Annotated in this window: 19 protein-coding genes; 9 read left to right on the top strand and 10 right to left on the bottom strand. The window is 42.8% G+C overall.

All coding sequences use genetic code 11. The features are described 5' to 3' along the window. Positions 1-86: 86 nt before the first annotated feature. From ACVBJC_RS04710 to ACVBJC_RS04700, 3 genes are all read left to right on the top strand, one after another. Positions 87-1,211, top strand: a complete 1,125-nt coding sequence (locus ACVBJC_RS04710; RefSeq protein ID WP_447159664.1) for a multidrug effflux MFS transporter — start codon at positions 87-89, stop codon at positions 1,209-1,211. Positions 1,212-1,498: 287 nt separating this feature from the next. Continuing rightward, entirely contained in the window at positions 1,499-2,167 is a 669-nt protein-coding gene (locus tag ACVBJC_RS04705; RefSeq protein WP_447159665.1) for a YoaK family protein, read from the top strand. A 136-nt stretch (positions 2,168-2,303) separates the two neighbouring features. Beyond that, a complete protein-coding gene (locus ACVBJC_RS04700) occupies positions 2,304-4,292 on the top strand; it encodes a hypothetical protein (protein WP_447159666.1) in 1,989 nt (662 codons plus the stop codon). 56 nt (positions 4,293-4,348) lie between these two features. Here the strand turns inward: ACVBJC_RS04700 and ACVBJC_RS04695 are convergent, their stop codons facing one another. Beyond that, the gene (locus ACVBJC_RS04695; RefSeq protein ID WP_447159667.1) at positions 4,349-4,843 is read right to left on the bottom strand and encodes a peptidylprolyl isomerase; all 495 of its coding nucleotides are present in this window, start codon (positions 4,841-4,843) and stop codon (positions 4,349-4,351) included. Positions 4,844-5,267: 424 nt separating this feature from the next. On the opposite strand from ACVBJC_RS04695, the gene ACVBJC_RS04690 reads away from it, so the two are divergent. Beyond that, positions 5,268-6,653, top strand: a complete 1,386-nt coding sequence (locus tag ACVBJC_RS04690) for an aminotransferase class V-fold PLP-dependent enzyme (protein WP_447159668.1) — start codon at positions 5,268-5,270, stop codon at positions 6,651-6,653. 159 nt (positions 6,654-6,812) lie between these two features. Here ACVBJC_RS04690 and ACVBJC_RS04685 read toward each other — a convergent pair whose 3' ends face one another. From ACVBJC_RS04685 to ACVBJC_RS04660, 6 genes are all read right to left on the bottom strand, one after another. Then, on the bottom strand, positions 6,813-9,191 hold the full coding sequence (locus ACVBJC_RS04685) for an EAL domain-containing protein (RefSeq protein ID WP_447159669.1): 2,379 nt from the start codon (positions 9,189-9,191) through the stop codon (positions 6,813-6,815). 1 nt (position 9,192) lies between these two features. Next, positions 9,193-10,131 carry a transporter substrate-binding domain-containing protein gene (locus tag ACVBJC_RS04680; RefSeq protein ID WP_447159670.1) on the bottom strand — a complete coding sequence of 313 codons (939 nt, stop codon included), beginning with the start codon at positions 10,129-10,131 and terminating at the stop codon, positions 9,193-9,195. Positions 10,132-10,454: 323 nt separating this feature from the next. Then, positions 10,455-11,675 (bottom strand): NADH:flavorubredoxin reductase NorW, encoded by a 1,221-nt coding sequence (norW, locus tag ACVBJC_RS04675; protein ID WP_447159671.1) that lies wholly within the window; start codon positions 11,673-11,675, stop codon positions 10,455-10,457. A gap of 4 nt (positions 11,676-11,679) precedes the next feature. Continuing rightward, entirely contained in the window at positions 11,680-13,161 is a 1,482-nt protein-coding gene (gene norV / locus ACVBJC_RS04670; RefSeq protein WP_447159672.1) for an anaerobic nitric oxide reductase flavorubredoxin, read from the bottom strand. A gap of 281 nt (positions 13,162-13,442) precedes the next feature. Further along, complete coding sequence (locus ACVBJC_RS04665) at positions 13,443-14,534, bottom strand: cysteine synthase A (protein WP_447159673.1); 1,092 nt, start codon at positions 14,532-14,534, stop codon at positions 13,443-13,445. 257 nt (positions 14,535-14,791) lie between these two features. Beyond that, positions 14,792-17,197, bottom strand: coding sequence for a PKD domain-containing protein (locus tag ACVBJC_RS04660; RefSeq protein WP_447159674.1), 2,406 nt, complete (start codon positions 17,195-17,197; stop codon positions 14,792-14,794). 870 nt (positions 17,198-18,067) lie between these two features. Between ACVBJC_RS04660 and ACVBJC_RS04655 the strand changes: the two genes are divergently transcribed. Together ACVBJC_RS04655 and ACVBJC_RS04650 are read left to right on the top strand one after the other, a co-directional pair. After that, on the top strand, positions 18,068-18,379 hold the full coding sequence (locus ACVBJC_RS04655; RefSeq protein ID WP_447159675.1) for an Mg2+ and Co2+ transporter: 312 nt from the start codon (positions 18,068-18,070) through the stop codon (positions 18,377-18,379). Further along, complete coding sequence (locus ACVBJC_RS04650) at positions 18,376-19,407, top strand: HlyD family secretion protein (RefSeq protein WP_447159676.1); 1,032 nt, start codon at positions 18,376-18,378, stop codon at positions 19,405-19,407. Before ACVBJC_RS04655 ends, ACVBJC_RS04650 begins: the two co-directional genes overlap by 4 nt. A 63-nt stretch (positions 19,408-19,470) precedes the next feature. Here ACVBJC_RS04650 and ACVBJC_RS04645 read toward each other — a convergent pair whose 3' ends face one another. Beyond that, on the bottom strand, positions 19,471-20,151 hold the full coding sequence (locus tag ACVBJC_RS04645) for a Bax inhibitor-1 family protein (RefSeq protein ID WP_447159677.1): 681 nt from the start codon (positions 20,149-20,151) through the stop codon (positions 19,471-19,473). Between the two features lie 228 nt (positions 20,152-20,379). Here ACVBJC_RS04645 and ACVBJC_RS04640 point away from each other — a divergent pair, with 228 nt between their 5' ends. The 3 genes from ACVBJC_RS04640 to ACVBJC_RS04630 all read left to right on the top strand — a co-directional run bounded on the left by ACVBJC_RS04640 (position 20,380) and on the right by ACVBJC_RS04630 (position 22,335). Then, the gene (locus ACVBJC_RS04640; protein ID WP_447159678.1) at positions 20,380-21,201 is read left to right on the top strand and encodes a helix-turn-helix domain-containing protein; all 822 of its coding nucleotides are present in this window, start codon (positions 20,380-20,382) and stop codon (positions 21,199-21,201) included. 134 nt (positions 21,202-21,335) lie between these two features. Beyond that, positions 21,336-21,917 (top strand): GNAT family N-acetyltransferase, encoded by a 582-nt coding sequence (locus tag ACVBJC_RS04635; protein ID WP_447159679.1) that lies wholly within the window; start codon positions 21,336-21,338, stop codon positions 21,915-21,917. Between the two features lie 166 nt (positions 21,918-22,083). Beyond that, positions 22,084-22,335 (top strand): DUF2999 family protein, encoded by a 252-nt coding sequence (locus ACVBJC_RS04630; protein ID WP_248471200.1) that lies wholly within the window; start codon positions 22,084-22,086, stop codon positions 22,333-22,335. Positions 22,336-22,581: 246 nt separating this feature from the next. On the opposite strand, the gene ACVBJC_RS04625 is transcribed toward ACVBJC_RS04630, so the two are convergent. Both ACVBJC_RS04625 and ACVBJC_RS04620 read right to left on the bottom strand, forming a co-directional pair. Next, a complete protein-coding gene (locus ACVBJC_RS04625; protein WP_447159680.1) occupies positions 22,582-23,913 on the bottom strand; it encodes a toxin-antitoxin system YwqK family antitoxin in 1,332 nt (443 codons plus the stop codon). A 238-nt stretch (positions 23,914-24,151) separates the two neighbouring features. After that, positions 24,152-24,658: a MarR family winged helix-turn-helix transcriptional regulator gene (locus ACVBJC_RS04620; RefSeq protein ID WP_447159681.1), complete on the bottom strand. Its 507-nt coding sequence runs from the start codon at positions 24,656-24,658 to the stop codon at positions 24,152-24,154. Positions 24,659-24,767: the final 109 nt, after the last annotated feature.

Genomic DNA, 24,767 nt, shown 5'->3' with positions numbered 1-24,767 from the left:
GTTTTTAGTCTTTATTATTGTAATAGAGCAAATGTGGCAGCGCTATACTCTGCTCGTAATTGAGCTATTAGCGTTTAGGAAAGAATATGAACAACAAACCGGAGATCGGGTTAATCACCGCCTTGATGATGTTTCCACAAATCGTCGAGACCATTTACAGCCCTGTATTGCCCAATATTGCTAGCGCCTTTGACGTCAGTGAACATGCAGCCTCTCAGACCCTATCTATTTACTTTATCGCTTTCGCCTTTGGCGTGGTTGTTTGGGGACGCTTAGCCGATGTAATAGGTCGCAGACCCGCTATGCTATTAGGCTTAATGAGCTATGGGATAGGCACCATTATTGCCCTTTACAGCGTGCACTTTGAATGGCTGCTACTTGCGCGCAGCCTGAGTGCATTTGGTGCAGCCGTAGGCTCTATCATTACTCAAACCATGCTCCGTGATAGCTTTCAAGGTCCGGAGCTGGCTAAGGTATTTTCTATCATGGGTATAGGCATTGGGGTTAGCCCTGTAGTTGGGCTAATTAGCGGCTCGGTACTCACGAGTATCTGGGGCTATCAGGGGGTCTTTAGCGCACTGGCATTACTGGCAGGAGTATTACTTGGGATATCTATTTGGCGCCTGCCTGAAACACAAGCTTCATCTAACAAAGCTCCGCCCTTACTTGCACTGAGTATCTGTATGGCAAAAGACCTAACCCTGTGGCGCAGCGCTGTATTGGTCGCAAGTTTTAATCTGATGCTATTTAGCTATTACTCTTTAGCACCTTTCATATTTAATCAACTGGGTTTTAGTACGACGCAATTTGGAACCAGCGGCATTGTTATCGCCCTAGCTGTACTGTGTGGTAGTGCTTTAAATAAGTTTTTACTCACTAAAGGCTGGCGGCCTGAGCGACTTATCTCCCTCGCTAGCCTGTTAGCTTTAGTCGGCGCTATAGGGGTTTGCTTAGGTCAAAACAGCTTACTTTTTTTGTTGCCCATGGGCTTAACGGTAATCGGCTTTGGTATTGCGATCCCAAATATATTAAGCCAAGCATTAACCCAATATAAAGATGCTGCTGGCAGTGCTGGCGCACTCTTTGGTTTAGCTTATTACTTAATGCTAGGTGCTGGACTTGCGCTGGCTGCAATCAGCCATAACTTAGCTCAAGTGCTCTTGGCCAGTGCTGCACTCGCTTGTGGTCTATCATTCAAAAAACGCTATTAAGCAATAAGATTGTCTTTGATTGATGTGTAATAAAATAGGCTTAATTGCGACAGATAAAGTAATCGCATTTAAAAGTAGGCTCTCGCTGCAAGCCATCTGCCATCACGCAACTTTTGCGATCCAAGCAGCAGTTTAGTATGTTGATAATTGGCAAAATATAAGGTGCAAATTAAACCGTATGTCTCGAGCCGGTTTAACGCTCCCACGATCCTAATTTTCTGACCAATTGTCCGCATTCTTCTGCGCTCATAATAAGCGCTGTCTATGTGTGCAACTAAGGCAATACCGTGATTTCTAAACTACCTAAATGGGTTGAGTATGGCGCTTTCATTCTGGCTTTTACTGCGGGCAGCGTAAACGCCATCGGTTTACTGGGCTTTGAACATCAATCTGTATCCCACCTCTCTGGCACAGCCACTTTGGTGGGCACCCAGTTGTTAAGCTCATCACCTACAGTCCTGTTTCACCTGCTTGGAATATTAGCCAGCTTTACCCTTGGAGCAATGCTTTCTGGAGCATTTTTGTCCGGCAGCAGTGTCAAACTAGGCCGCCACTACGATACCCTGTTGCTCATTGAAGCTGGTTTCCTCCTATTTGCTATCTACTTACTCCAAGATGGCACCTATTACGGACACTATATGGCTTCAGCAGCTTGTGGTCTGCAGAACGCTCTGGCGACCACTTATAGTGGTGCCATCGTGCGTACCACACACGTTACTGGCATTTTTACAGATTTGGGCATCATGCTTGGTGGCACCTTCAAGGGTGAGAAATTCGACAAGCGCAAAGCCATACTGTTCCTGTTAATCATTGCAGGCTTTATCTCCGGTGGCACATTAGGCGCTTACCTTTTTGCCAAGTTGCAGTTCTTCGCCCTACTTGCCCCCGCTGCCATCTGTATCGCACTGGCTATAAGCTACCGATTTTATAAGGCTTTAAATCGCCCGAAGCCTTAATATCAGACCTTAGGTAACACCAAAGAAGAGTTGTTACCACTTTGTTACTATCAAATAAAGTGTGTACCATTATGGCTAATTAAAAATGAGCCATATCATTGAACATAAAATGCATATGGCCAAAAAGGACTTTGGCATGAAGCATACATCAACCTCCCTCGCTATTTTATTCCTCCTATCAGCCTGTGGAGGTGGCGGAGATGACGCAAAAATACCTCCAGTAACAGAGACTCCTCCAAATGTCGAAACACCCGAACCAAGTAAAGTGATAATCAATTCTGCAAACTATGAATTAATTAATATCTTCTCTTGGACAGTTCCAGAGGCGTCGATTCAGCTGGGAATGCTAACAAATAATTACTTAAATATTTTGCTAGCAAGCGATGATTTATCTGTCGAGCATATCTGCGAAAATAGCGGAAGCGCATCCATAGAACTGCTAGATAAAGACAATTCAAATGGCGTTTCTACTGGAGATGAAGTCAATATTGATTACGCTAATTGTCAAAGTAACGCACTGAATACTATTGTAAGTGGCAAACAACTCCTACTCATTAATGCCCTATCTTCAGACTCATCAGAGCTGATCTCTGATTTTGATATTAGCAGTGAGTCTAATGGTGATATCACCCAAGTTTTAGGCGCGTTTAAAGTGCTAAACCGTAACAGTACAAGCCAAGATTACCTTTCAGTTGAGCATAGCTCCAATGTTAAGTTCTCATATATAGATATGACTGATACTTGGTCTACGTTATTTGTTGAAAAAACCATAAACAACATCGATAAAACTTATGACATTACATTTAATTTCCAACTTTTATCTGATGGTTTAGAAAGCATAGTGAGCTGTGAAACGAAAGATGAAGTATCTGGCTTAATTTACGGCGAACCTAATATCTTTTCCATCTACTGCTATGGAGGGGAGAACTCACTACTACACGTTAAAAACTCATTTGAGACAGAGGAAGATGGTGTCGGTAGCGTTTCTAACAGCCAAGAAACTTTTACGTTTTCTCATCATTTTGAAGACACTACTGAAGGGGATTTATTTCAACCTATTACGCAGATTTATATGGATTTTATGTTTGATCTAGCAACAGCAAACATACAAGATCTGCGAATGGAATCTGTTATTGTTGACGGTATCCAGCATTTTGCATATGTCATTGGCTCTAGCTTCAGCGACGGCTCGAAAGGCAATATCCACAAAGTTAATTTAGCGACCATGCAATCAAAAGAGCTTGTATCGACTCAAGGTATTATCAAGCTAGCTCGGCTTTCAAAAAATGGTGATAGACTGTATCTGCTAGAAAAAACTGAAACAATCGAAGGCTACGACTATTCAAATGTTAGTATTTATAGCACCGAAAATCTGTCCACGGTTTCGAGTATAGATTTTAATCAAATCATTAAGGATACTTGTCATTCATGCGAAGCCACTCATATAACGATTTCAGATATCATTACCTCCCCAACAGAAAATGACACTTGGTTTGCAGCCGCTTATTTCTCAATAGGTGGAAATGATAAACACCAATTGTTTATGTTAGACACAAATGGTGTCGTTGCTTCTTCACCAATAATAGATAATAACAACTCTGTTTGGTACGGTGATCGAATAAGTCTAGCCATCAACTCAGATCACAAGCTGTTTACCCTACATAAAGAGAGGAATAACAGCGATCAATGGTTAAGTCAGTTTGAACTAAACGCAGGCTCTATCGAGTTTATAAAAAAAGTTAAAGCTAATGATGGTGAAAGTACAAACAACATCATTTTGATGGGCAGTGCTAATGGCCTAGTGTTTACAGAAAAAGGAAAGTTTTTTAATGCTGAGACACTCAATTTAGAATGGAGTGCGCCTTTTGAGCCTTGGATGGAAGCTAAACCATACCCTTTAATAATTAGTAGTGAACTAAATAAAGTTTATCAGCTACATGGAAGTAACTGGGAGCCAAGTTTCAAAACATTCTCACTCGATACTGGTACTTATATTAACCTAGAAAAAGCAGATTTTATTGAAGGGGCTTATCAAGGATTAATTATCAGTAACGGAGGAGCAGGATATATTGTCACTGTTGCACCAAATAAAATTACTCGAATAGGTAAGAGTTACCTTCCCTAACCTAGAAACAAATGCAGTCTCTGCCACGAGACTGCATACTAATTATGCCTTAAAAGTTACTGATTGATGGTGACTTTCTCAATAATTATCACCTCTCTTGGCACGTCATCATGATCGCCCTTTGAGCCCGTTTTAGCCCGACCAATCTTAGTCACCACATCCATACCTTTGGTCACTTGACCAAACACAGCGTAGCCCCAGCCAGCGTTGGTGGTGGCCGTATGATCTAAAAAGCTGTTATCGGCTAAGTTAATAAAAAACTGCCCTGTTGCAGAGTGCGGCGCGTCGGTGCGAGCCATGGCAATACTGCCACGCACATTTTTAAGCCCTCTATTAGCCTCATTGACGATAGCTGCACGGGTTGGCTTTTCTTCCATTTCAGTGGTGAATCCGCCGCCCTGGATCATAAACCCTTTAATCGCACGATGAAAAATCGTGCCCTCAAAAAAACCGTCTTCACAGTACTTGATAAAGTTCTTAGCACTGACAGGTGCCTTGTCAAAATCAAGCTCTATCTCAATATCACCAAGGTTAGTGGTAAAGGTAATCATGGTCGTTTCACTCTCATCAAAAAATTATGCGGCGAAGGTAGCACTTTTAGTCAAACTTGACTGTAAAAATATAGCTTCTACTCGCATCAATTTTTGCCTTTTAGACAATGAATTTCATTTTGCTACAAAATGCTAAGTCACACTGGCTAGCCCTGCTAGTTTTTATGAAAAAGTTAAATTAATCAATAAAAAATCAAGTTTAAACACGTCAATAACACAAAGCGTCAAATTACCGTCAAAGCTATTGAAATCCATGGATTTATGACAAAAAAGCAAAATACTATATGCGATATAAATCACGTTATTAGCTATTTTTAGACTATAAAATCCATCAATAAACATAGCATTTACCACCTAACAACCAAAAACAACAAATAAAAATATAAACAATTAATTTTAAAGACAATTAAAGGCGAGGATAAATATGAAACATGAAAATCAAGCAAGCTTAGCTAATGTCGATCGCAGACGTTTTTTGAAGACAACGACAGGTGTTGCACTGGCGGCTGCCGGAACAACGCTATTACCTGCAAGCGCTCAAGCGAGCACTGATGAGTATATTGAGACTTTCCATGGTCACGGTTCAGATCATGGCTTTTGGAACAAGGTACGTAATGAATTCATTTTAAATAAACGCACCACTTACATGAATATCGGTACAGCAGGTACCATGCCTAAGCGCGTACTGAAGAACTATAACCGCACCAATGAGCAGATCTCGATTAACCCTTGGAACAGCAATATTCCAACCTTAGATTATGCTAAGCAGATCGCCCCGAGTTTTGGTGCAGATGAACATGAATTGGTGCTATGTCGCAATACTACTGACGGTTTATGCACCATTATCAATGGCCTGCAGTTTGAATATGGCGATATCATTTTAACCACCAACCATGAGCACCACGGCGTTACAACGCCACTAAAGCATGTGGCACAACGCTATGGCGCCGAAGTCATTGAGTTGGCACTGCCGGTGTATACACCGAATAATGAAGTCAGCAGCGATGATTTCGTGCAGGTGTTTAACGACGCAGTCAACCTGTATGGTAACCGAGTACGCTTGATGGTGTTCTCTCACGTCACCTTCACTACAGGCACCACCTTGCCTGCTAAGCAAATCTGTAAAAAAGTCGCCATTCCAAATGGGATTATCACCATTGTCGATGGCGCCCACACGCCAGGTATGTTCAATCTCGATTTCCATGATATCGACTGTGACTTTTACTCTGGTGCAGGCCATAAGTGGCAGTGCGGCCCTGGCGCAACCGGCTTTCTATATGTACGTGATAACGCCAATCGTCTATTTGAGTTTTGGAGCGATCGCGAAACACCACTATGGTTCATCAATACCTCTTCATCTGCAGCTGAAGTACAAACTAAGTTGCAATCAGTTGGTCAGGATAACTACCCAGCAAAACGTGCATTAGCAGACGCTTGCGCACTGTGGGATGAAATTGGACGTGATGCAATTGAAGAGCGTATTTTAGATTTAAGCGCGCTGTGTAAGAAAGAATTAGCTAAGAAGTTCCCTGATGCAATGATCTTCGCGCCGAATATTCGCAAGCTTTCAAGCGGCCTAACCACGTTTAACCCATTTGATGACTTAAACAATGGCGAGCTACTGACCGAGTTTCGCGACCGTTTACATGAGGAGTATGGTTATATCGTTAGAACCACCTCTTTCTATCTAGACCCAAATGACCACATCAAGACTCACTCTTTGCGTATCTCGACTCACCTTTTCCACGACGACGATGATGTTAAGGGACTGGTTAAGGCGATGAAGCAACTCTATCGCGAAATGAAGTAATACCAATAGGTGTAAAGTGAGGTGAATCCCCTCGCAAAATTTACGCTTACAGAAATAAAAACGGCCTGTCTTTTATCAAAGACAGACCGTTTTCTGATTTAATCGCAGCGACTGGGCCTGCTCACTGACTTATTCAACTGGCTTATTCAACGGGCTCGTTCAACTGACTTGCTTAATATCCCGATTTTGGGTGATATCAGTTTGCTGGCTGCATAACGGCTCATTAAGTGATAGCTGATCATTAATTAATAGCTGGGTAAACTCAGCCGCAGGAACCGGACGACTAAACAGATATCCTTGACCGAACTCACAATTATTTTGCTGTAAAAACAATGCTTGCTGTTCGTTTTCAATCCCTTCAGCAACCACCTTAAGCTTTAACGATTTCGCCATCGCCAGTATGGCTAATACCAGCGATTCATCGGAGCTACAGGTGCTCATATTATTGATAAAGGCGCGATCAATTTTTAACTTTGAGAATGAAAACTTCTGCAGATAGCTGAGCGCCGAATAGCCAGTACCAAAGTCATCAATAGATAAGCCGACGCCGAGTTGCTTCAAGTATGACAACATCTGCATCAGGGCATGACCTTGATCGATCAATAAGCTCTCAGTCACCTCCATATCGAGCTGACTTGCAGGTAAGCCTGTAGTCCTTAATACATCCACAATCCGCGCCTGTAACTGCTCACAATAACGGAACTGTACACTAGAGAAGTTGATCGCTATCGTGATTGGGCTAATCGCCTGCCAAGCAGCAGCTTGAGTACAAGCCTCATGTAAAACAATGTCACCGAGTCGGTGGATCAAACCATTTTTTTCCGCCAAAGGAATAAAGTCTTCAGGCGAAACAAAACCAAGTTCACTGTCGGTCCAGCGCATAAGCGCTTCGGCAGCAACTATTTTGCGTGTGGTAAGATCTAAGATCGGTTGATAATAGATCTCGATATCACCTTGCTGAACAGCCTGATGCAGACGCACATTGAGTGCAAAATTTCGCTGTATATCGAGGTTCATACTCTCATCGTAAAAACTGAAACCGTTTCTGCCCATATCTTTAACGCTATACAGGGCCGTATCAGCACGTTTCAGTAATGTCGACGCATTGCTGCCATCTCTAGGATACACAGACATACCAATACTGGCAGAAATAAAGAACTCTTGTTGCCCAATATGGAACGGCTTTTCAAACACAGATAAAATACTATTTGCCACCAGCTTGGCTGAATCTTGATGCTGGATCTCTGGCACAATAACCAAAAACTCATCACCGCCTAAGCGCGCTACAATATCAGTGGTACGCACAGCATTTATCAAGCGTTCACTGGCTTGCTTTAATAGTAGATCCCCTGCGTGATGTCCCTCGGTATCGTTCACCTGCTTAAAATTATCTAAGTCGATAAACAGCAGTAAAACTTGAGCCTGTTTCGCATGCGCGGTACGAATCGCCTCTTGTAAACGAGCCATACCATGGGTGCGATTAGCTAAGTTGGTTAATTCATCATGAGTCGCCTGATAAGCCAGCTGACTTTCCGAGGTCTTACGTTTGGAGATCTCTTCATGCAATTGAGTATTTTGCATCGCCAGTTTTTGCTGTTGCTCTGCAGATAACTCCACTTGTGTCTGGAGCACTAAGTTGGCGTTATTGACGCGCATTAGAAAGATCAAGCCCATAAATACTGGCAGCGCAAGCAGCGAAATCGCAGCAATAAACCAAGCAGAGGTAAAAATATCTTGTTCGCTAACAGGTTCAAACCAAGCTTCTAATGTAAAAGGAGTCGAATATACCCTTTTTTCAAAATAGATGAGCCCAGAAGAGTCTTGTCCGCTTAAGTGTCTTAACTTTGTCTGGTTGTTAGGCAGAGAATCCCAAACTGAAATATCGCCAGCAGACGTGATCAACTTGATACAACTGCCGCTGTCTTTATGTTCCTGAGTCGAGAGTAATTGAATAAGCAGGTCGGTATTAAAATAAGCAACCAAGATAGCCATAGGCTTATTCTGATGATAAATCGTCTGCAATAACTGAACGCTAATGCCATTAGCATCTTTAACGAGGTGCATCTTCTGGCCAACAGTCTCCATCTCTTTAATTGGCAGTTGGCTAATATCAAATTTCTGCTCAGGCTCAGTATCGATAATGACTGTTTCACCTAATCCAACAATCATCACCCTAGAATAGATCAGCTGATCCTCCATCTTATTGGACTGGGTAAAATTATCTATCGTCCGAGTAAGGCTAAACAAGCTTGTTCCTAAGCCATACTGCAGCGACATACCTGCGGCTAGGTTTGAAAAATAAGTATTCACATCACGTTGAAGACTTAAATTAGCAATGCTCTTTTCACTGGCATCGAAGAAAAAACTTAAACTCTCGGTGTAATTACTTACCCTGAGATTCAGCGCGCTATTCTGTGATTCCTTTAAGCGACTCTGACCTAAGTTAGTTACAGTCAAGATAAGGATTAAATATCCGCTGAGTAAGATACCCGCGATAATGATGGTGGTTTTACTATTAAACCATTTTAAGTGTTTCATTTTAATGATGAATACCAGCAGCAGACTGCTCAAAATAGTTTTGATAATAATGGAACACTGTCGGATAGTACTTTTTCACTAACCGATTATAGCTACCATCTAAACGGATCTGCTTTAGATACTGATTAAAGGCCTCACGCAGCTGCGGCGAGTTCTTACGAAAGCCAATAGCCATTCTTTGGTCTTCTGAAATGGGACCGATAATCTTAATCGAATTAGGCCATTTATCTATGGCAATAAGTGAATCTGCAACATCGAGTAATGTCGCTTCAGCTTCAATAGTCAGTAAAAATGGCACCATTTCATTCAACTGCAACTGCTTAGTGGGCAAAATGATATTTGCTTGCGTCAAATGTAAGTCATAAAGATCAGGCTCTAAGCAAGACTGCTCCATCGCCAAAATATCACGACCTTTGAGTAATTCTTTAACCATGGCGACATCCTTAAGCGTTGACCCCGTCGGCTTAATGGGCTTCAACTCTGATCCGGTACGTGCCACTAGCCATACCGCCGATGGAAAGTAGTCATCAGAGAAATCAATAACTTCCTTACGCCAATCTAGGGTAGTCAAGCCGTTGCCTATAATGTCTCCCGCTATCGGCATTGATTCACCGTAAACAATCTGCTTATCAATAAACTGCGCATTACGACCGGTCAGCTTACCCAGAACCGTTGTCCATTGTGCTGGCACAAACTGATATTCAACACCAAGATGCTCAGCAAAGTTTTGCATCAGCTCAATATCGAGGCCACTATGGCTAATCTTGTTACCTTCTGTGTACTGAGAAACGAAGTTGGCATAGGGCACGCCGACATGACGTAACACCCCTTCAGCTTTAATCTCAGCTAAATCCCTTGCCATAACCTGAGAAGCAGACACCCAGAAAAAGAAAAGGACCAGCAAGCCTTTGTTCAACGTAGAAGTGCGCCTTGATTTCACTTGAAACCTCATTGTAAATGTCTCTCGACTTAAGGAATATTTAGGTAGAATTTTGAGCGTGGAGTATACCGATAGCCGCTATAAATTCCACGACCTAGCCAGCAATTTTAGCAATCACGCTAAGATTTTCTCACTTAGCATGACAAAATACAAAATAAACAAATTAAAACAAGCATATAGATACTAATCAGTAACGAGTCAATTACAAGTGAATAGCGTAAAAATAGTCAAAGACAACTAAAACCCAATAAAGAATAATCAATAAAAAATAGCCAATAAAAAAAGCCAACTAAGCTGGCTTTTAGGCAAGCTTACGTAAACTGTTAATTTAAAAGTTTAAGTAAAGCAAAAGCATTGGTCATGTGTCCCTGCGTTACAACAAAGCCTTGCAACTCTCCATCACAATTAAACGCTGTTACACTGCAACCATTCGCATCAATATCCAGCTGCCAACGACTTACATTTTTAGCGGCATTTCCCGCAAGTTGAATGGGGTAATGTGGCGTTTTAACTTTGACTAACATGGCTGGTAATGTGAGTGTCGTCGCCTGACCCAGTAATGTTTTAGCCAATGCGTTAGCGCCCAATAAAGCAGGTTGTAAATACGCTAATACCTGACCATTAATTTCAGCGCAGTCACCGATTGCAAACACATCGCTAGCAGATGTTTGCAGGTAATCATCCACCACAATCCCGCGGCCCAATTGCAGTCCAGCCTGTTTGGCTAAATGGGTGTTAGCTTGCAAACCTACAGCACAGAGAACGCGATCGACACTAAAAATGTCACCTGTCGCTAACTCAACCTCCAGCCCCCCACCATGATTAAGATCAGGAGTATTATTAAGACTAGGAGTATTAAGCTCACTGTTCTCGATTATTGCGCTATTAGCGCCATAATCAATGCGGCTAACCGTATTACTAAGCACAAGCTGCACGCCCAATTGCTGCATCTGCTTAGCGAGTTGATTGGCAATATACTCAGGTAATAAATTTGCCATCAGTTGATCGCAAGCATCCACGGTGATCACTTGTTTACCCGCACTGGCAAGATCCATCGACAACTCGACTCCGATCAAACCTGCGCCAATCACTAAGATCCGCTCCGCTTGATGCAAATCTTGTTGGCAACGTTGAAATTCTTGCAAACTATTTAGCGTCACCACGCTATCAACTGCCATGCCAGTCATCCTTGGGACCACCGCGCTTGCACCCGTTGCTAACACCAGTTTTGCATAATGATGGATTTTTCCTGCAGCGTAGATCTGGTGTAGTTCCGGAACAATCTCTTCCACATAAGTGTTGGCATGTAGCTCAAAATTCAGTTCTATGGCTAACTCTGATCCTGATATTCGCACCAGATCACTCGCTAGCTGCTGCTTTGAAAACACATGGCTCAAGTCTGGTTTGTTGTAATCATCACCATTATCAGCAGTAAAAACGTGAATCGCAGTAATGGGATCGCTACGCCGGATCGCTCTAATAAGCTGGTAAGCGGCAAAGCCACTGCCAATAATGATAATCGGTGCATCATGTTGGTCCTTCATCACGCTAAGCCTCTGCTATTGGTTGGAATACGCCTTTACCAATCCCACATTCAGGGCAGAGAAAGTCTTCAGCAACATCGGCCCATGTAGTGCCTGCCTCTACACCTTGATTTGGCTCACCAATAGCCGGATCATAAACCCAATTACACACAGTGCAGAGCATAGATTGTTCGCTATTTTCAAGGCTGCTAACTGCGGCTTTAGCTGCTGGAGTAAAAGATTCTACAGCCAAGCCAGCCTTCGGTTGTTCGCGGTTAACAATGTTTTGCTTTAATGGTTCTGATAGATCTTTAAGCGCCCATTGTTTAGCAATATGTCTGCCGTAATCACGACATTCGCGCATCGCTTTACCGTCTGGTCGCCATTTAGTTTTCATGCCATATGTAGTTTCAAAGCCCGCATCAGTTAAGCGAGTATGAATGCGATCCACCGCGCCACCATTCCAACCAAAACTACCAAAAGCACCCGCTTTCTTATTTTTAAAGCGCAAGCCAGTGATCTCTTCAAGCATGCCAGCCACTTTTGGCATCATCACGTTATTCATGGTTGATGATCCCACCAAGATCCCTTTCGATCTAAAAATGCTGGCAAGAATGTCATTCTTATCTTGGCGTGACACATTAAAGACCTTAACCGCCACACCCGGATCAACATCATGGATCCCTTGTGCAATCGCATCGGCCATCATGCGCGTGTTATTCGACATAGAATCATAAAACAGGGTAATACGATCTTCTTGGTAATCATTCGCCCACTCAAGATACTGATGAATGATCTGAGTCGGATTATCACGCCATACAATGCCGTGAGAGGTTGCGATCATATCCACTGGCACATTAAAGCTCAGCACTTCATGAATTTTCGCGGTGACTAGGCTGCTAAACGGGGTCAAAATATTAGAGTAATAACGCAAACATTGATCCATTAACTCGGTTTGATCGACTTCATCGTTAAACAGGTGCTCGTCGCAATAGTGCTGGCCAAAAGCATCATTGCTGTAAAGTACCCCATCACCTGTTTGGTATGTCATCATGCTGTCTGGCCAATGCAACATCGGCGCTTCGATAAAGATCAACTGCTTACCATTACCGATATCTAAGGTGTCACCGGTTTTCACCACATTAAAGTTCCACTCTGGGTGATGGTGATGACCCACTATCGAATCAACCGCATTCTCGGTGCAGTAAATCGGCGTGTTAGGAATTTTTGCCATCAATGCAACCAGTGCGCCGGAATGATCTTCTTCTGCATGGTTAATAACAATATAATCAATCTGATGTAGATCGATCTCCATCTCTAGATTTTGAATAAACTGCTGACTAAATCTGTGGTCAACGGTATCGATCAATACCGTCTTTTGCTCGCGAATAAGATAACTGTTGTAGCTCGTACCTTTAGTCATCTTAAATTCTGTACCGTGGAAATCTTGTACTTCCCAGTCGCGTTGGCCTACCCAGTGGATATTGTTTTTTACATGGATTGTCATATGTGCACCTATTACTTAATTCAACTAGTGTGTTTACACTAAACTTGAATAAGTAATAGCAGTTAACATGCCAACACATTAACAAGTTGATTATGCTGAACTAAATAAAAAAACACGAACAAAAATATGTCTAAATGACATCAATAAATCACATCAAAAAGACACTGACTATGTCTTAATTACAATGACATGTAACTCCGAACAGTTGCAGTAATGGGAGTAAAGTTTTATATCGTTATCAATAAAAATATAACTTAGCTCCCAATCTCAGCCGATATTATCTACTCAAACTGAACTTCCACGACCTCCGATAATGGCTGTTTTTGATAGCGACTAAACATCGCCTCAGCCGTTTCACTCTGTTCACTAATGCCCTTTTCTTGTAAAAATTGTTCATTGTAGAGCTTAGATGAAGAGCGTTCTGGCTGGTCACAATAAAAAGTTACTATGGTATTACCTGAGCCCATTTTTGCCGCAGCATAAAGCGCTCCCGCGACATTCAGCGCTGCGCTACTGCCTAACACTATGCCATCATGCGATCTAACATGCCGAGCGATGGCAACCAAGTCGAGATCAGGCAGGGTGATCGCTTTATCGATCTTCGCCTGATTAAAGTTTTCCACCAAACGCATAATGCCGATCCCTTCGGTAAAAGAGCCTCCACTAGAGGCATATTCGCCCATTTTTAGGTAGTGATAAATACCGGATCCATTGGGATCTACCAGCCAAGTCTGCAACTGTCTATTCTTAGCTGATAGATAACGAGAATTGCCAGCAATGGTGCCACCAGTGCCCGCAACTGAGACAAGTGCATCTATTTTGCCTTGGGTTTGCCGCCATATCTCAGGGCCTGTATGAACGAAGTGAGCCTGACTGTTACTGGTATTTTCAAATTGATCCGCCCACCAGTAATCACTATTTTCTTCCCCAAGACGCTTTGCCGTATGATAAAAGTGCTCGGGGTTGGCAAAAGGACAGGCATCCACTAACTTAAGTTCGGCATCATAAAGCGAGATCATCTGCTCTTTCTCCCGCGCTTGGCCTTTAGGCATCACAACTAACATCTTGAACCCAAGAGCCTTTGCCACCAAAGCTAAGCCAATACCTGTGTTACCCGCGGTCCCCTCGACTATGGTCATTCCAGCAGTTAACTTGCCACTAGCAACAGCATCTTGCACCATCTGCAGGGCGGCGCGATCTTTGATAGAACCGCCGGGGTTTTGCTGTTCACACTTAAGTAAGATCTCACAGCCACTAAGATCACTGAGACTGTTAATACGTAATAGATCCGTATTACCAATAAGCTCAGTGATATTGTTTGAAATGCAATCGGCGGGGGGTAACTGGCATGATGAGCTTAGGGGAGCTGACATAGATAACAATCTCTGTTGCTGATACTCATTCAATATTAGGCACAGATTTGATTTAAGCCAAATAGCCGAAGTTAACCTAATAGCGGCCAGTGACTCACTAACCTAACTCTCTGCATAAGGGCACTACCATTTTATAAAAGGATGAATCTGCTTATGAAAAACACTTTAAGCTAAAAACAAAAGGCCTCTTCAATGACGATGAAGAGGCCTTATCAATGAACATCATGTGCAGCAAAATGCTACATATTTACTTTAGATTACTGGTTGAGCATAGATACTCTATTTGGCTCAAGGATCATGCGTTGAACCGCAGAGTTAACCATTGGGCTGCTCGATAGTCGCTTACTCGGTGAGTTTGCTTGCTCTGAATTAGCATTGTTGAAATACTCTAAGTCAATTAGCTCGTACATGTTCCAGCGTGGTGCAATATAGTAGTTCCACTCATCGGTAGAGTTTTGACGCCAAACCTGCGCTTCTTGTACATAGAAACGCTTACCTATACGACCATCAATCACTTTTAGTAAACGCCACTCGCGGTACTCGCAAGACTCGTCTTTATCCCAGCACTTCCAATCGGCAAAGCTATGCTTTAACTTACCGTTAGTCTCGACGGCCCAAGTCATTGCATTACCAGAATAATTGATTAGATTGGGCGGTGTGCCTTCGGCGTCCCAAAAGCGAGTTCCAGAGTTGTCATCTCGCGTTTGGAAGCCAAAAAATACGCTCTCGGCAGCAGTGCAATCCAGACTCGTTACTGAATAGCAGTAATTCAGCTTATCACCATCCCAGGAGTCGGCTGACCACTGATTAATTGTAGTTTGCCAATATTGCTCTGTGCCTGTTAAAGCGGTTTCTGTAGTAAAGCTTGTCGCCGCATCTAACTGAGTCGCGAAGCCAAATAACGACGCAAGCAACTGACCATCTTTATCTGAAGCTTCAGCATAGATCGCCAAATCACCCTCACTACTATCGATAATAGAGTAGGTTTGATTAAAGTCAGCAAAGACTAGTACTAAAGTGCCGTCTGTTACAGACCAATCAAACTCAGCACCAGTGTCCTTACTCACACCACTGCCACCAGCTAGAAATTCCAGCACTTCAAAGTGATTACTGTCTTTGCTTATGTCGTTATAGACCTCAAATCCCCATAAACCGGCAATATTCGTATCGACGAACTCGACACCTGCGGTTGCCGACTTACGCATCAAAGTATCAGAGGAATATGTACTCTCCCAAGTCTCCGTAATAATTTCACCATCGACTTCAACAGGTGACATAATCACTTTAGTGACACTTTCTACTCGATAAGTATCTAATGCTGAGCCTGTTGTCAGGCGCGTCATACGCTCGGTTATTGGTTCATTACTCACTTCAACTTGAGTGATCCCTGCCGCGAGGATTTTATCTCTCAGCTCTTGTGAGAGCTTATCTAATGAGCTAACACTTGGGTAGCTCGCACTAGGCTGAGCGTCTGTATATGTGAGTAAAATATCCCCAGCTTCAACCAACCAAGTGAACTTAGAAACACCATAGCTAGTTGCAAGCTCACCACTGTTATCATCGGCAAACTCATAACGACTGCCGCCTCGGGCAATGAAAGTCGGTGCTACTGGAGTAGTTTGGTAATATAAAGATGGAATATCAGCAGCTTCAACTGGCGGCGTTAATTCAGGATCGGTAACTACAATATCAATCGCCGCTTCTATAGCGCCTGGAGTCGCCTCTTCAATGGTTTCAACCAATGCATTATATTGAGCAGGGTCAGCAAGCACAGATACTAGATCGGCACCGTCTTCAAGTATCGCCTCATTACTATTAATTAGGATCTGTACAACAGCAGCAGCCTCAATCAAGGCATCCGGATCAATCTGACTTTCAACGAGTTCAAAGGCCTCTAAATTACTAGGCTCTTCACCGCCATTGGCAGCAACGAGAAGACTATATAATGCCGTCGATACTGCAGAGACAGAGATAGCAGGCGTATTCTCTACCGCTTGTACGCCTTGAGATGCGACTCTTTGATACTTTGGACTTGCCTGAACCTCAACAATAAGTCCGCTCAACTGAGATAATGAAGGTAAAAGCGAAGCGAGTTCCAAGCTTGATTCTGTAGCCGCGGTTAGCTTCACACTCGAGTTCAACTCAACATCATCATCAACAGCTAGATCAACACTAAAGTTACCCGTCTCATCGACTAAGCCTTCTACAGCCTCATCACCAACTGTCGCAGCCACTTTAGCGCCAAAATATTGTTCACCTACGACTTTACCAGCTAATTTATAGATATTTTCAATACGTTCAATATTGGTGTCAGCGGTAACTGCTGTCGTTGCGCCTTCATTATCAGTAACAGTCACTTTAAAGCTGATTGGCGTATCGATAGCAACTGAAGGAGCTGTAAAGCTGATTTGCGCCGAATCGATACCTGTAAGTTCTAGCTCTGGCCCTGCAGTTTGCTCCCATAAATAACTTGCGATACTGCCATCGCTATCACTCGCAGATACTGACAGTGTTGAGGCTGACTTCTCTGTCAATGGAGCAAACTCGGCACTTAGCATAGGCGCGGTATTGGGGATTTCGATTGGAGTGTTGTCATCTGAGCTGCCACAACCACTAATTAAAGCGCTACTAACAAATACTGACAATATGCTTTTCTTCAACATGATTATTATTCCTATAATCTTTCTTGTTAAACATCGCGAGTAAGCAAACTGACGAAAGAAGGGAGGATTCCATTAGCTCACTCTCTAACATCACAGACCCACGACTCATTTTAGAGACATGATCTTACAGAAGTATGTAATCAATTTGTGTAAGTATTTACTCAACAAGGTAAAAGCGGTGTTAAGCTTTGTTTAATAGGGGCATTAAAGATGAATTACTGATGAAAGCATTGAAATAGCTAGTGAAAAATATAGCCAACTTTCTACTCGCATAGTGCATTTTTTATAATCGTTATTAATTACCCACTTATCAACACCATAAAAAGTCATTCTATATCGAGTCATGCAAACGATAAGAGCTCAATCAATTCATATGGCTTTATAGAACGACTTCATTGACTTACCCCTCCCCATTAAAAAATAGGAAAACAACAAACTGGATATTAGGTGCGTTCCGAGTAGCTATTTCGCGGATGATTATCTTCATACATATCGTTCAAAACAACATATAGCGCTAAAAACAAACGCTTAAGCGATAATCCCTACCAAAAAAACCAAAAAACAAATACTGATAGCAAGCTACTGATTAAATGAAAATAAAATTAAAGATAAATAAAATTTAAGCAGCATTTCACCGAATGCAAACCCAACTTAAAGCATGAAAATACTCAACAAAATGCATTTAACTAAACTAACGTATCAAAATAAACTCCCCCCTAAAACATCGATTCATTATCAAAATAGCAATTTAATGACACAAATCTCTATAACTGCCCCAAGAGTTCAACCTGGGTTCAGCTAGCTAACGCTAATATTCTTTTAATTTAATGCCTTTTTTAGCCTAGCGAGTGGCTTACTTAAGAGAGTTTAATGAAGATCCATGACACAGATTTAGTCTATGAAAGCCTGCCAAGCGTAATGGTTTTACTCGATTCAGTGGCCTTTATGTGGGTCGTTACCCTGATCACTGTCGCCATATTTGCCTGGACAGGCCTAAAGCTTTGGCACTTACACTCATTACCCAAATACCTGGCTAAAGAGCGCGGCATGCAGCAGGCCAAACTGGTCTTTTGGCTCTGTATGTTAGGTCTATTTTGGAAACCGCTTTGGGTACTGGCCGTTATCGCTATCGTGACCGATTGGGACCGAGTACAACAATGGATTAAAGGAACCCGCACATGAAAGAGATAATGCTGCCCTATATTTTTATCGTCTGGCTACTGTTTAAGTTCAAAGTGATCAAGTCCAGACCACGCAACTATTTCATCAGTGTATTTGTTGGCTGCTTAATTGCGATAACCCTGTTTTTGGCACATCGGTTTTATTCACCAGCAGATTTAACTAACTCCACCACGGTCAGAGCGCCCCATGCGATCTTATCACCCGCTTTCGGCCAACAAATAGCAACCGTCGCCATCGATCACAATCAGCATGTTAAAAAAGGTCAACTGCTATACACCCTAGTCGATGACAAGGTCAGTAGCGCGATTGATGAACTCCAGGCGCGCATTAACGAGATTGAACGCAGCATCGAAGCCACCGAAGTTAAGCTGGCGCAAGCAAAGCGTACTCATCAACGCAAAGCCAACCTTGGCGAGCATGTTAGCGAGCGCGACTTAGAAAATGCCGAGGATAACGTAGAGATCATTAAAGCTGAGCTTAAGGTGCAACACGCTCAGCTTGAGGTGCAATATGCCCAACTACGTAAGCAACAATTTGAGCTCAAACGCCTTGAAGTTCGCGCTCCGTTTGACGGCATGGTGACCCATGTTTATATCGCCGATGGTTCACGGGTGGGTGCAATGCACCTATGGGACACTGGGCGAAAATTTGTCGAAATGCGTATTCCCGATCAATCCTTTGCTTATATTCAACCGGGTCAGTTTGCCGAGTTTTATATTGACGCCTATCCAGGTCACATTTTTAGAGCAAGAGTACACAGTAAGGTTGAGGCAACAGGTGAGGCCCAAGGAGATATCTTACCTCGCGAACAGATGGTATCTCGTCATATCAACTTAGGTTCAATGCCTGTTGGGCGTACCGTCATACTGGATGTGGATGCCGCCACTATGGCCATGTTACCAATAGGAGCAACTGGGTCTGCGTGGATTAGCGCCGACAAACCATTATCGATATTGGGATTTCTCGATATCATTGGCGGCGCAACCGTGCGCTTAACCGCGGTTAAGTCTTACCTTAATCCGCTATAACGCAATCAAAAACAAAAAGCACAGCTTAGGCTGTGCTTTTGTTCAATCTCATTTCGTGCCAAATTACGAGCGCAGTGATTCAATAAGATGCAGAAGACGCATAAATAAATTAATAATGTGCACATACAGCATGCCACCAAAGTCTATCGCTTCATCTAAGGTTTCACCGTACTCACAAGCAACGGCCCAAGTGTAACCAATGTAACCACACATGCTCAGTGCAGCAATCAAATGGATCATATCGTGACTCTGACCAAAGAACAGCAACCAAGTCAGCTCAACTGACACAATCCAACCACCTACCACGCACAATACTTTACCAAAACTAACAAAGAGCTTAGGCACAATCGTTGCTGTAATAATCATTAGTAAGGTAATGCCTGCAGTGTACTCAACAGCTAACGCGACCTCTGCAGCAGTAAATCCTTGTAGGAATAGGCTCAAGGTAATACTGATACTCAAAGTCATCAGGTTGTAGCCTAAAAAACTAATCAAGGGCACCGGATACTTGAGCATAATCAAGCAGCCAGCCATTAATGAAGCAAACACAACTGCCAATAACACCCAAGGATTTATCCATTGCAGTATTTCAACCGGAAAATACGCAACAGCAAGATAGTTAATGCTAAAACCCCAAATTAGCACTAAGCCAATCACTAAATTGAATACCCGTTTGCTTACAGGCCTGTCTTCTAAAAAGACACCTGATAAATACCGATTCATACTGACTTCTGATCTTTGCATGCCAACTACCTTTTGACTAACACCAAGCGAATGCTATAAATTTCGCGTAGCTTAACCAAGGCAGTAGTTTAGCTATATAGCGGCGAATAACTTTTGCAGAACATATCAACAAACAAGGCATTAACTGCATAATACATATACAAAAATCATCATTCTGCACTTCAAATCTTCCTAGGCTAACCTCTAAAGCCTGTTATTATTCAAACACGGCCTTTTATCGAGCTAGCTATGATCACTTGGAAACATCAAATAGACTCACTAAAGCACCTGATTGATTGGGTGTGGTATCTCGATGTTTCTGCTGACGACAACATTGATGCCATGCCGCAACTGGTGCCCAATGTGAATGCCCATTATATTATTTCGCCCAACCAGCAGCCCTATCAATACACCAGTGCTAAAGCTCAGTTTTCAGGCCGTGGCAGCTACTTGCTTACAGCCAATACTCAAACTTTGATCCTTGATGATAAACCGCCACTGACCCGTTTAGGTTTTCGCTTTACTCCCACGGCGCTGTATCAACTTAAGCAACAGCAAGCTGGAGTTATCAACCAATGCGTAAAAATAGATTGGCTAGATGATTTACTGCCGCCTAAACGCTATCAAGCCTTAATAGCGCAAGCAAATAAAGAAACACTGCTACAGCAGGTTGAGCGAGATCTCAGCCCGCTGCTCACCATCGCAAAGTCTGACCCCACGGTAAACTTAGTTGAAAAGTCCTTACTCTTTATCGAACAAAGCAATGGCATGCTCAGCAGCGAGCATTTAGCCAAGCAGTGTTTTTGTACCAAACGCACCTTAGAGCGTGCCTTTAGCAAAGTGGTTGGCTTGAGCATTAAGCAATATCAAACCATAGTGAAGTTTGAGGCATTGTTTACCCATCTATACCAGCATCCGTTAAATCCAGATTGGGCCGCTTTAGCCGATCAATATGGCTTTAGCGATCAGCCACATTTGATCCGCCAGATGAAAAAGATCTTAGGCGTAACCCCAGCTGGTTACATCAGCGCACGGGATCTTGTTATCGATATTTATGGCGACTTTGAATAATAAAGCTGTTCCGCTAAAGCTGTTTGCAGCAATTGGTTTGAGCAAACGTTAGCTGAAACTTGTCGCAAATGTTCAATCGCTAGCTTATTGGCCACGCTATGATGGGCGCATATTCATTATTTAGGTAAGCAACATTGTCGATTACACAATTTAAATTAGGCCAAGCAATCCCATTAACAGACTCGCTAACGATTGAGTTAATTAAGGCGAGTGATCTGAGTGAGATCATCACCATGCTGGACGATCCTAAGGTCGCAGAGTATTTGTTTTTCGCACCATCGCCAGTTGAGGTTTACCAAGGCTTCTTTAACCCGATTATTGAAAACACCGCAGAGGCGATTAGCAAAGGCCAATGGCCAGATAACATCACTGTCGTTATTCGCGATCTTGATGGTCAATATATGGGAATGGCTGGCTTACCTGCGGTTATGTTTATGCAGGGTAACTTTGAAGTCGGCTATCAACTGCCAGTGCACGCTTGGGGTCAAGGTATTGCCACTGCGGCCTGCAAGTTTTTAACTCATCTTGCCTTTAGTGAGCTCGATGCCCATAAAGTGACTGCCGATTGCCACATTAGTAACACCGGCTCATATAAAACCATGCAAAAGTGCGGTTTTGTGCATGAAGGTACCCAAAAAGATTATTTCAAAATGGCGCTGGGGTTTGACGACCGCGTGCACTATGGCATCACCAAGGCGCAATTTCAGGCTTTATAAGCATGATTATTACCCGCGCAGTTAATGCTTCAGCGCTGCTATAAAGGCGCTTTACCAAAGTCGTAATCGGTAAAACTTGGCATACTGTCGATTTAGCTTGGTATAAAAACCGTGATGAGTGTTAAAATCTAGGCCTATTGATTTTAGCCAACATAAAGGTAAGGCAATGAACCCGATTCTTGCGATCTTAAAAGAACATAACGTCAGTGATGAGCAAGCTAAAGAGCTGTTCCAAACACTAACTGAAAACCCAATGATGGCCATGGCGGTAATTGGTCAGCTAGGTATTCCACCAGAGAAGCTACAGCAACTTATGGGCCTTGTGATGCAAAACCCTGCCTTGATTAAAGAAGCTGTTGAAGAGCTAGGCCTAGACTTTGCCAAAGTTGAAGCGGCAAAAGCCCAGCTGCAAAAGTAATAGTTGCAAAAGTAAAGCACCAGCTCTTGCAGTAAGTAGCTTGAATACTGCAACAGAAGTTATCCTAAACGCCTTGCGCAGCCTTTGCTACAAGGCGTTTTTGTTTCTAACGGCCATTCATTAGGCGTTGCTAAGCGATACACTCAAGCACAGATGAAAATGCTTATATCAAACCAATTATAATCATCAGTTTTTCCAGCGCTTTAATCATCAATCTTTTAACCACAAGCTTTTAATCATCAAGCTTTAGTCACGCGCCATTATCTTAGGCTCTGCAAACTTAGGGATAGTCAAATCATTAGGAATTAGCGGTAGCACTGCACCAATCACATCGTGACCATCGCTGGCATCAACAAACTTCCACGTTTTACCAATATCGGTAGAGTATCCCAATAAAGCAGAGTTCCTGAATATCTTGCCTTCTGCAGTTTGTGTACTAATTGTCATCGGCAAATAAGCGCAATATTCATCACCATCAATAAACATTTGGGTGGGCTCAGTAAATGTCGCTGAATCTTGACTAAAAGCGCCTGACTTCATCCTTTCGGTGAACTGCCAAATAATACGTTGATAAGCGACCCTTGCACCTTCAAACATTATCTCTTCATCGAGAATAAAGCCCATAAAGGTATCAACATCGTTATCTGTAATACTTTGCTGAAACAGCTTGGCGGCGGCGAGAGCCTTGGCAACCATTCGCTGACCTTGAAGGTCGTAATACTTCTGCTCACCACTGGGCTGCCCATTAATAACCGCCGTGTCCCACTTCAGTTGCCCGTTAGGCCAAAACTCTTGTAATGTGCCATTACCTTGAGCATCGAAATTGGCTCGTTGATCTAGTGTTCCATCCTCTGAATAAGATTCAGCGAAGCCGACTATCTGGCCATCTTTAAAGTTACGCTTAGCTCTAAGGCTGCCGTTGTCGTGGTAATCTGTAAATTCGCCCTGCTCTAACCCTTCATCAAAAAATCCCTCTTGTGCGAGCAGACCATTTTCATGAAAACGCTTTCTTATTCCCGCAGGGTAGTGCTCGTCATAATGTAGTGTGCCGTCCTCATAAAAAGTCTGCCAATGACCCACCCTATCAATTCCTAGCTCATAGCCGCGGAGCTTCAACTGGCCATTATCAAAGAAATATTCAACTAACTCAGGTTCTAGTTCGACTTTTGGCTCAACGGGGAAATCGGCTGTTTTCATAATAAAGTCTGTATTGAATGACTCGCCTTTCTCTTGTTCCTCTTCAGAAAGTGTCGCCAAAACAGGCAATAATGCTTCGATTGAACCTTGTAACTCCTGCTTAGCAAGTGCATCAAATGTCGCTGAACCGCTCGACTTTTTAACCTTAGTTTGTACTTCAGTACTTTTACCAACGTCATAATCTACTGCAACCACTACTTTGAGCTGGCTAAACTCAGTGTGGCTTTGCAGCGCTTCTTCCCCGGCTATCAAGCTCAATACATAGCAGCGCTCAAAGGTATTGCACTCAATGGGTTTACGCTTTGCTTGATCGCTGCAACCCACAAATAATAAGCTGATGAACATAAAGCCAAGAGTAATAATAGATTTAATAAAATTCATAGGGTTACAACTAACAGCGATAGATGCTGTGCATCCTAAAGTAAAAATCAACCAGGCGAAAGTACAGTATGTAAACTGAGAGGGATAGCTCGCTATAAGTGGCTAGTACGGGACTTATTGTCATATGTGTAAAACAAGGCCAACAACTTTGCAGGCCTTGCGGTGCAATAAGCTTGGGATGATTTATCATCTTTAATTCGCAAGACGTAAACCTGAGAATAAATCTAAGGCATTAAATCTAATTGGTTACCCCCTCTCCAGCGCCTTCAAACCCTGCTAACCAGGTTTTCAACAGTAGGTTTAGCGCGGGTTGTTCAGCATCTGACAACTGTTCAACTAATTTGTGTTGGATCCGCACATGGTCTTCAATGGCTTTATCTATGGTGTTAAAGCCTTTTTCAGTTAAGCCCACCGATACACTGCGGCGATCTTGTTTACTGTGCACTCGCTCTATTAAGCCTTTGGTTTCAAGCTTATCTAAACGGTTGGTCATGGCTCCCGAGGTGAGCATCATCGATGACAACAAGGCTGATGGTGTGAGATTAAACGGTTCTCCTGAGCGCCTTAATGTCGCTAAAACATCGAACTCGCCCATGGTCAGGCCGTATTGTTTATGACAAGCTGCAATCTCAGCCTCGATGTGTTTTTGCAAACGCATAATACGCCCGAAAATAGCCATCGGCAGCGTATCTAAATGCGGCTTCTCTTTGGCCCACTGTGCTATAACCTTATCGATATCTTCCATTTTTCACCTTTAATTTGCGTCAAGCAGGCACACCACTAATAAACTTAACACTCAGATACTTTACGCGAAGATACTTTATAAGAAGAGACTTTACAAAAATAAACTATCG

It is taken from the genome of Shewanella sp. 0m-6 (assembly GCF_052977325.1).
Note: the sequence above shows the minus strand (reverse complement) of the source record. Positions and strands in the feature narration are given on the sequence as shown.

What these genes read in the sequence shown, in the direction of transcription:
- ACVBJC_RS04710 (WP_447159664.1), top strand. Translation starts at nt 87, where the DNA reads ATGAACAACAAACCGGAGATCGGGTTAATCACCGCCTTGATGATGTTT.
- ACVBJC_RS04700 (WP_447159666.1), top strand. Translation starts at nt 2,304, where the DNA reads ATGAAGCATACATCAACCTCCCTCGCTATTTTATTCCTCCTATCAGCC.
- ACVBJC_RS04695 (WP_447159667.1), bottom strand. Translation starts at nt 4,843, where the DNA reads ATGATTACCTTTACCACTAACCTTGGTGATATTGAGATAGAGCTTGAT.
- ACVBJC_RS04690 (WP_447159668.1), top strand. Translation starts at nt 5,268, where the DNA reads ATGAAACATGAAAATCAAGCAAGCTTAGCTAATGTCGATCGCAGACGT.
- ACVBJC_RS04685 (WP_447159669.1), bottom strand. Translation starts at nt 9,191, where the DNA reads ATGAAACACTTAAAATGGTTTAATAGTAAAACCACCATCATTATCGCG.
- norW (WP_447159671.1), bottom strand. Translation starts at nt 11,675, where the DNA reads ATGAAGGACCAACATGATGCACCGATTATCATTATTGGCAGTGGCTTT.
- norV (WP_447159672.1), bottom strand. Translation starts at nt 13,161, where the DNA reads ATGACAATCCATGTAAAAAACAATATCCACTGGGTAGGCCAACGCGAC.
- ACVBJC_RS04665 (WP_447159673.1), bottom strand. Translation starts at nt 14,534, where the DNA reads ATGTCAGCTCCCCTAAGCTCATCATGCCAGTTACCCCCCGCCGATTGC.
- ACVBJC_RS04660 (WP_447159674.1), bottom strand. Translation starts at nt 17,197, where the DNA reads ATGTTGAAGAAAAGCATATTGTCAGTATTTGTTAGTAGCGCTTTAATT.
- ACVBJC_RS04655 (WP_447159675.1), top strand. Translation starts at nt 18,068, where the DNA reads ATGAAGATCCATGACACAGATTTAGTCTATGAAAGCCTGCCAAGCGTA.
- ACVBJC_RS04650 (WP_447159676.1), top strand. Translation starts at nt 18,376, where the DNA reads ATGAAAGAGATAATGCTGCCCTATATTTTTATCGTCTGGCTACTGTTT.
- ACVBJC_RS04645 (WP_447159677.1), bottom strand. Translation starts at nt 20,151, where the DNA reads ATGCAAAGATCAGAAGTCAGTATGAATCGGTATTTATCAGGTGTCTTT.
- ACVBJC_RS04640 (WP_447159678.1), top strand. Translation starts at nt 20,380, where the DNA reads ATGATCACTTGGAAACATCAAATAGACTCACTAAAGCACCTGATTGAT.
- ACVBJC_RS04630 (WP_248471200.1), top strand. Translation starts at nt 22,084, where the DNA reads ATGAACCCGATTCTTGCGATCTTAAAAGAACATAACGTCAGTGATGAG.
- ACVBJC_RS04625 (WP_447159680.1), bottom strand. Translation starts at nt 23,913, where the DNA reads ATGAATTTTATTAAATCTATTATTACTCTTGGCTTTATGTTCATCAGC.
- ACVBJC_RS04620 (WP_447159681.1), bottom strand. Translation starts at nt 24,658, where the DNA reads ATGGAAGATATCGATAAGGTTATAGCACAGTGGGCCAAAGAGAAGCCG.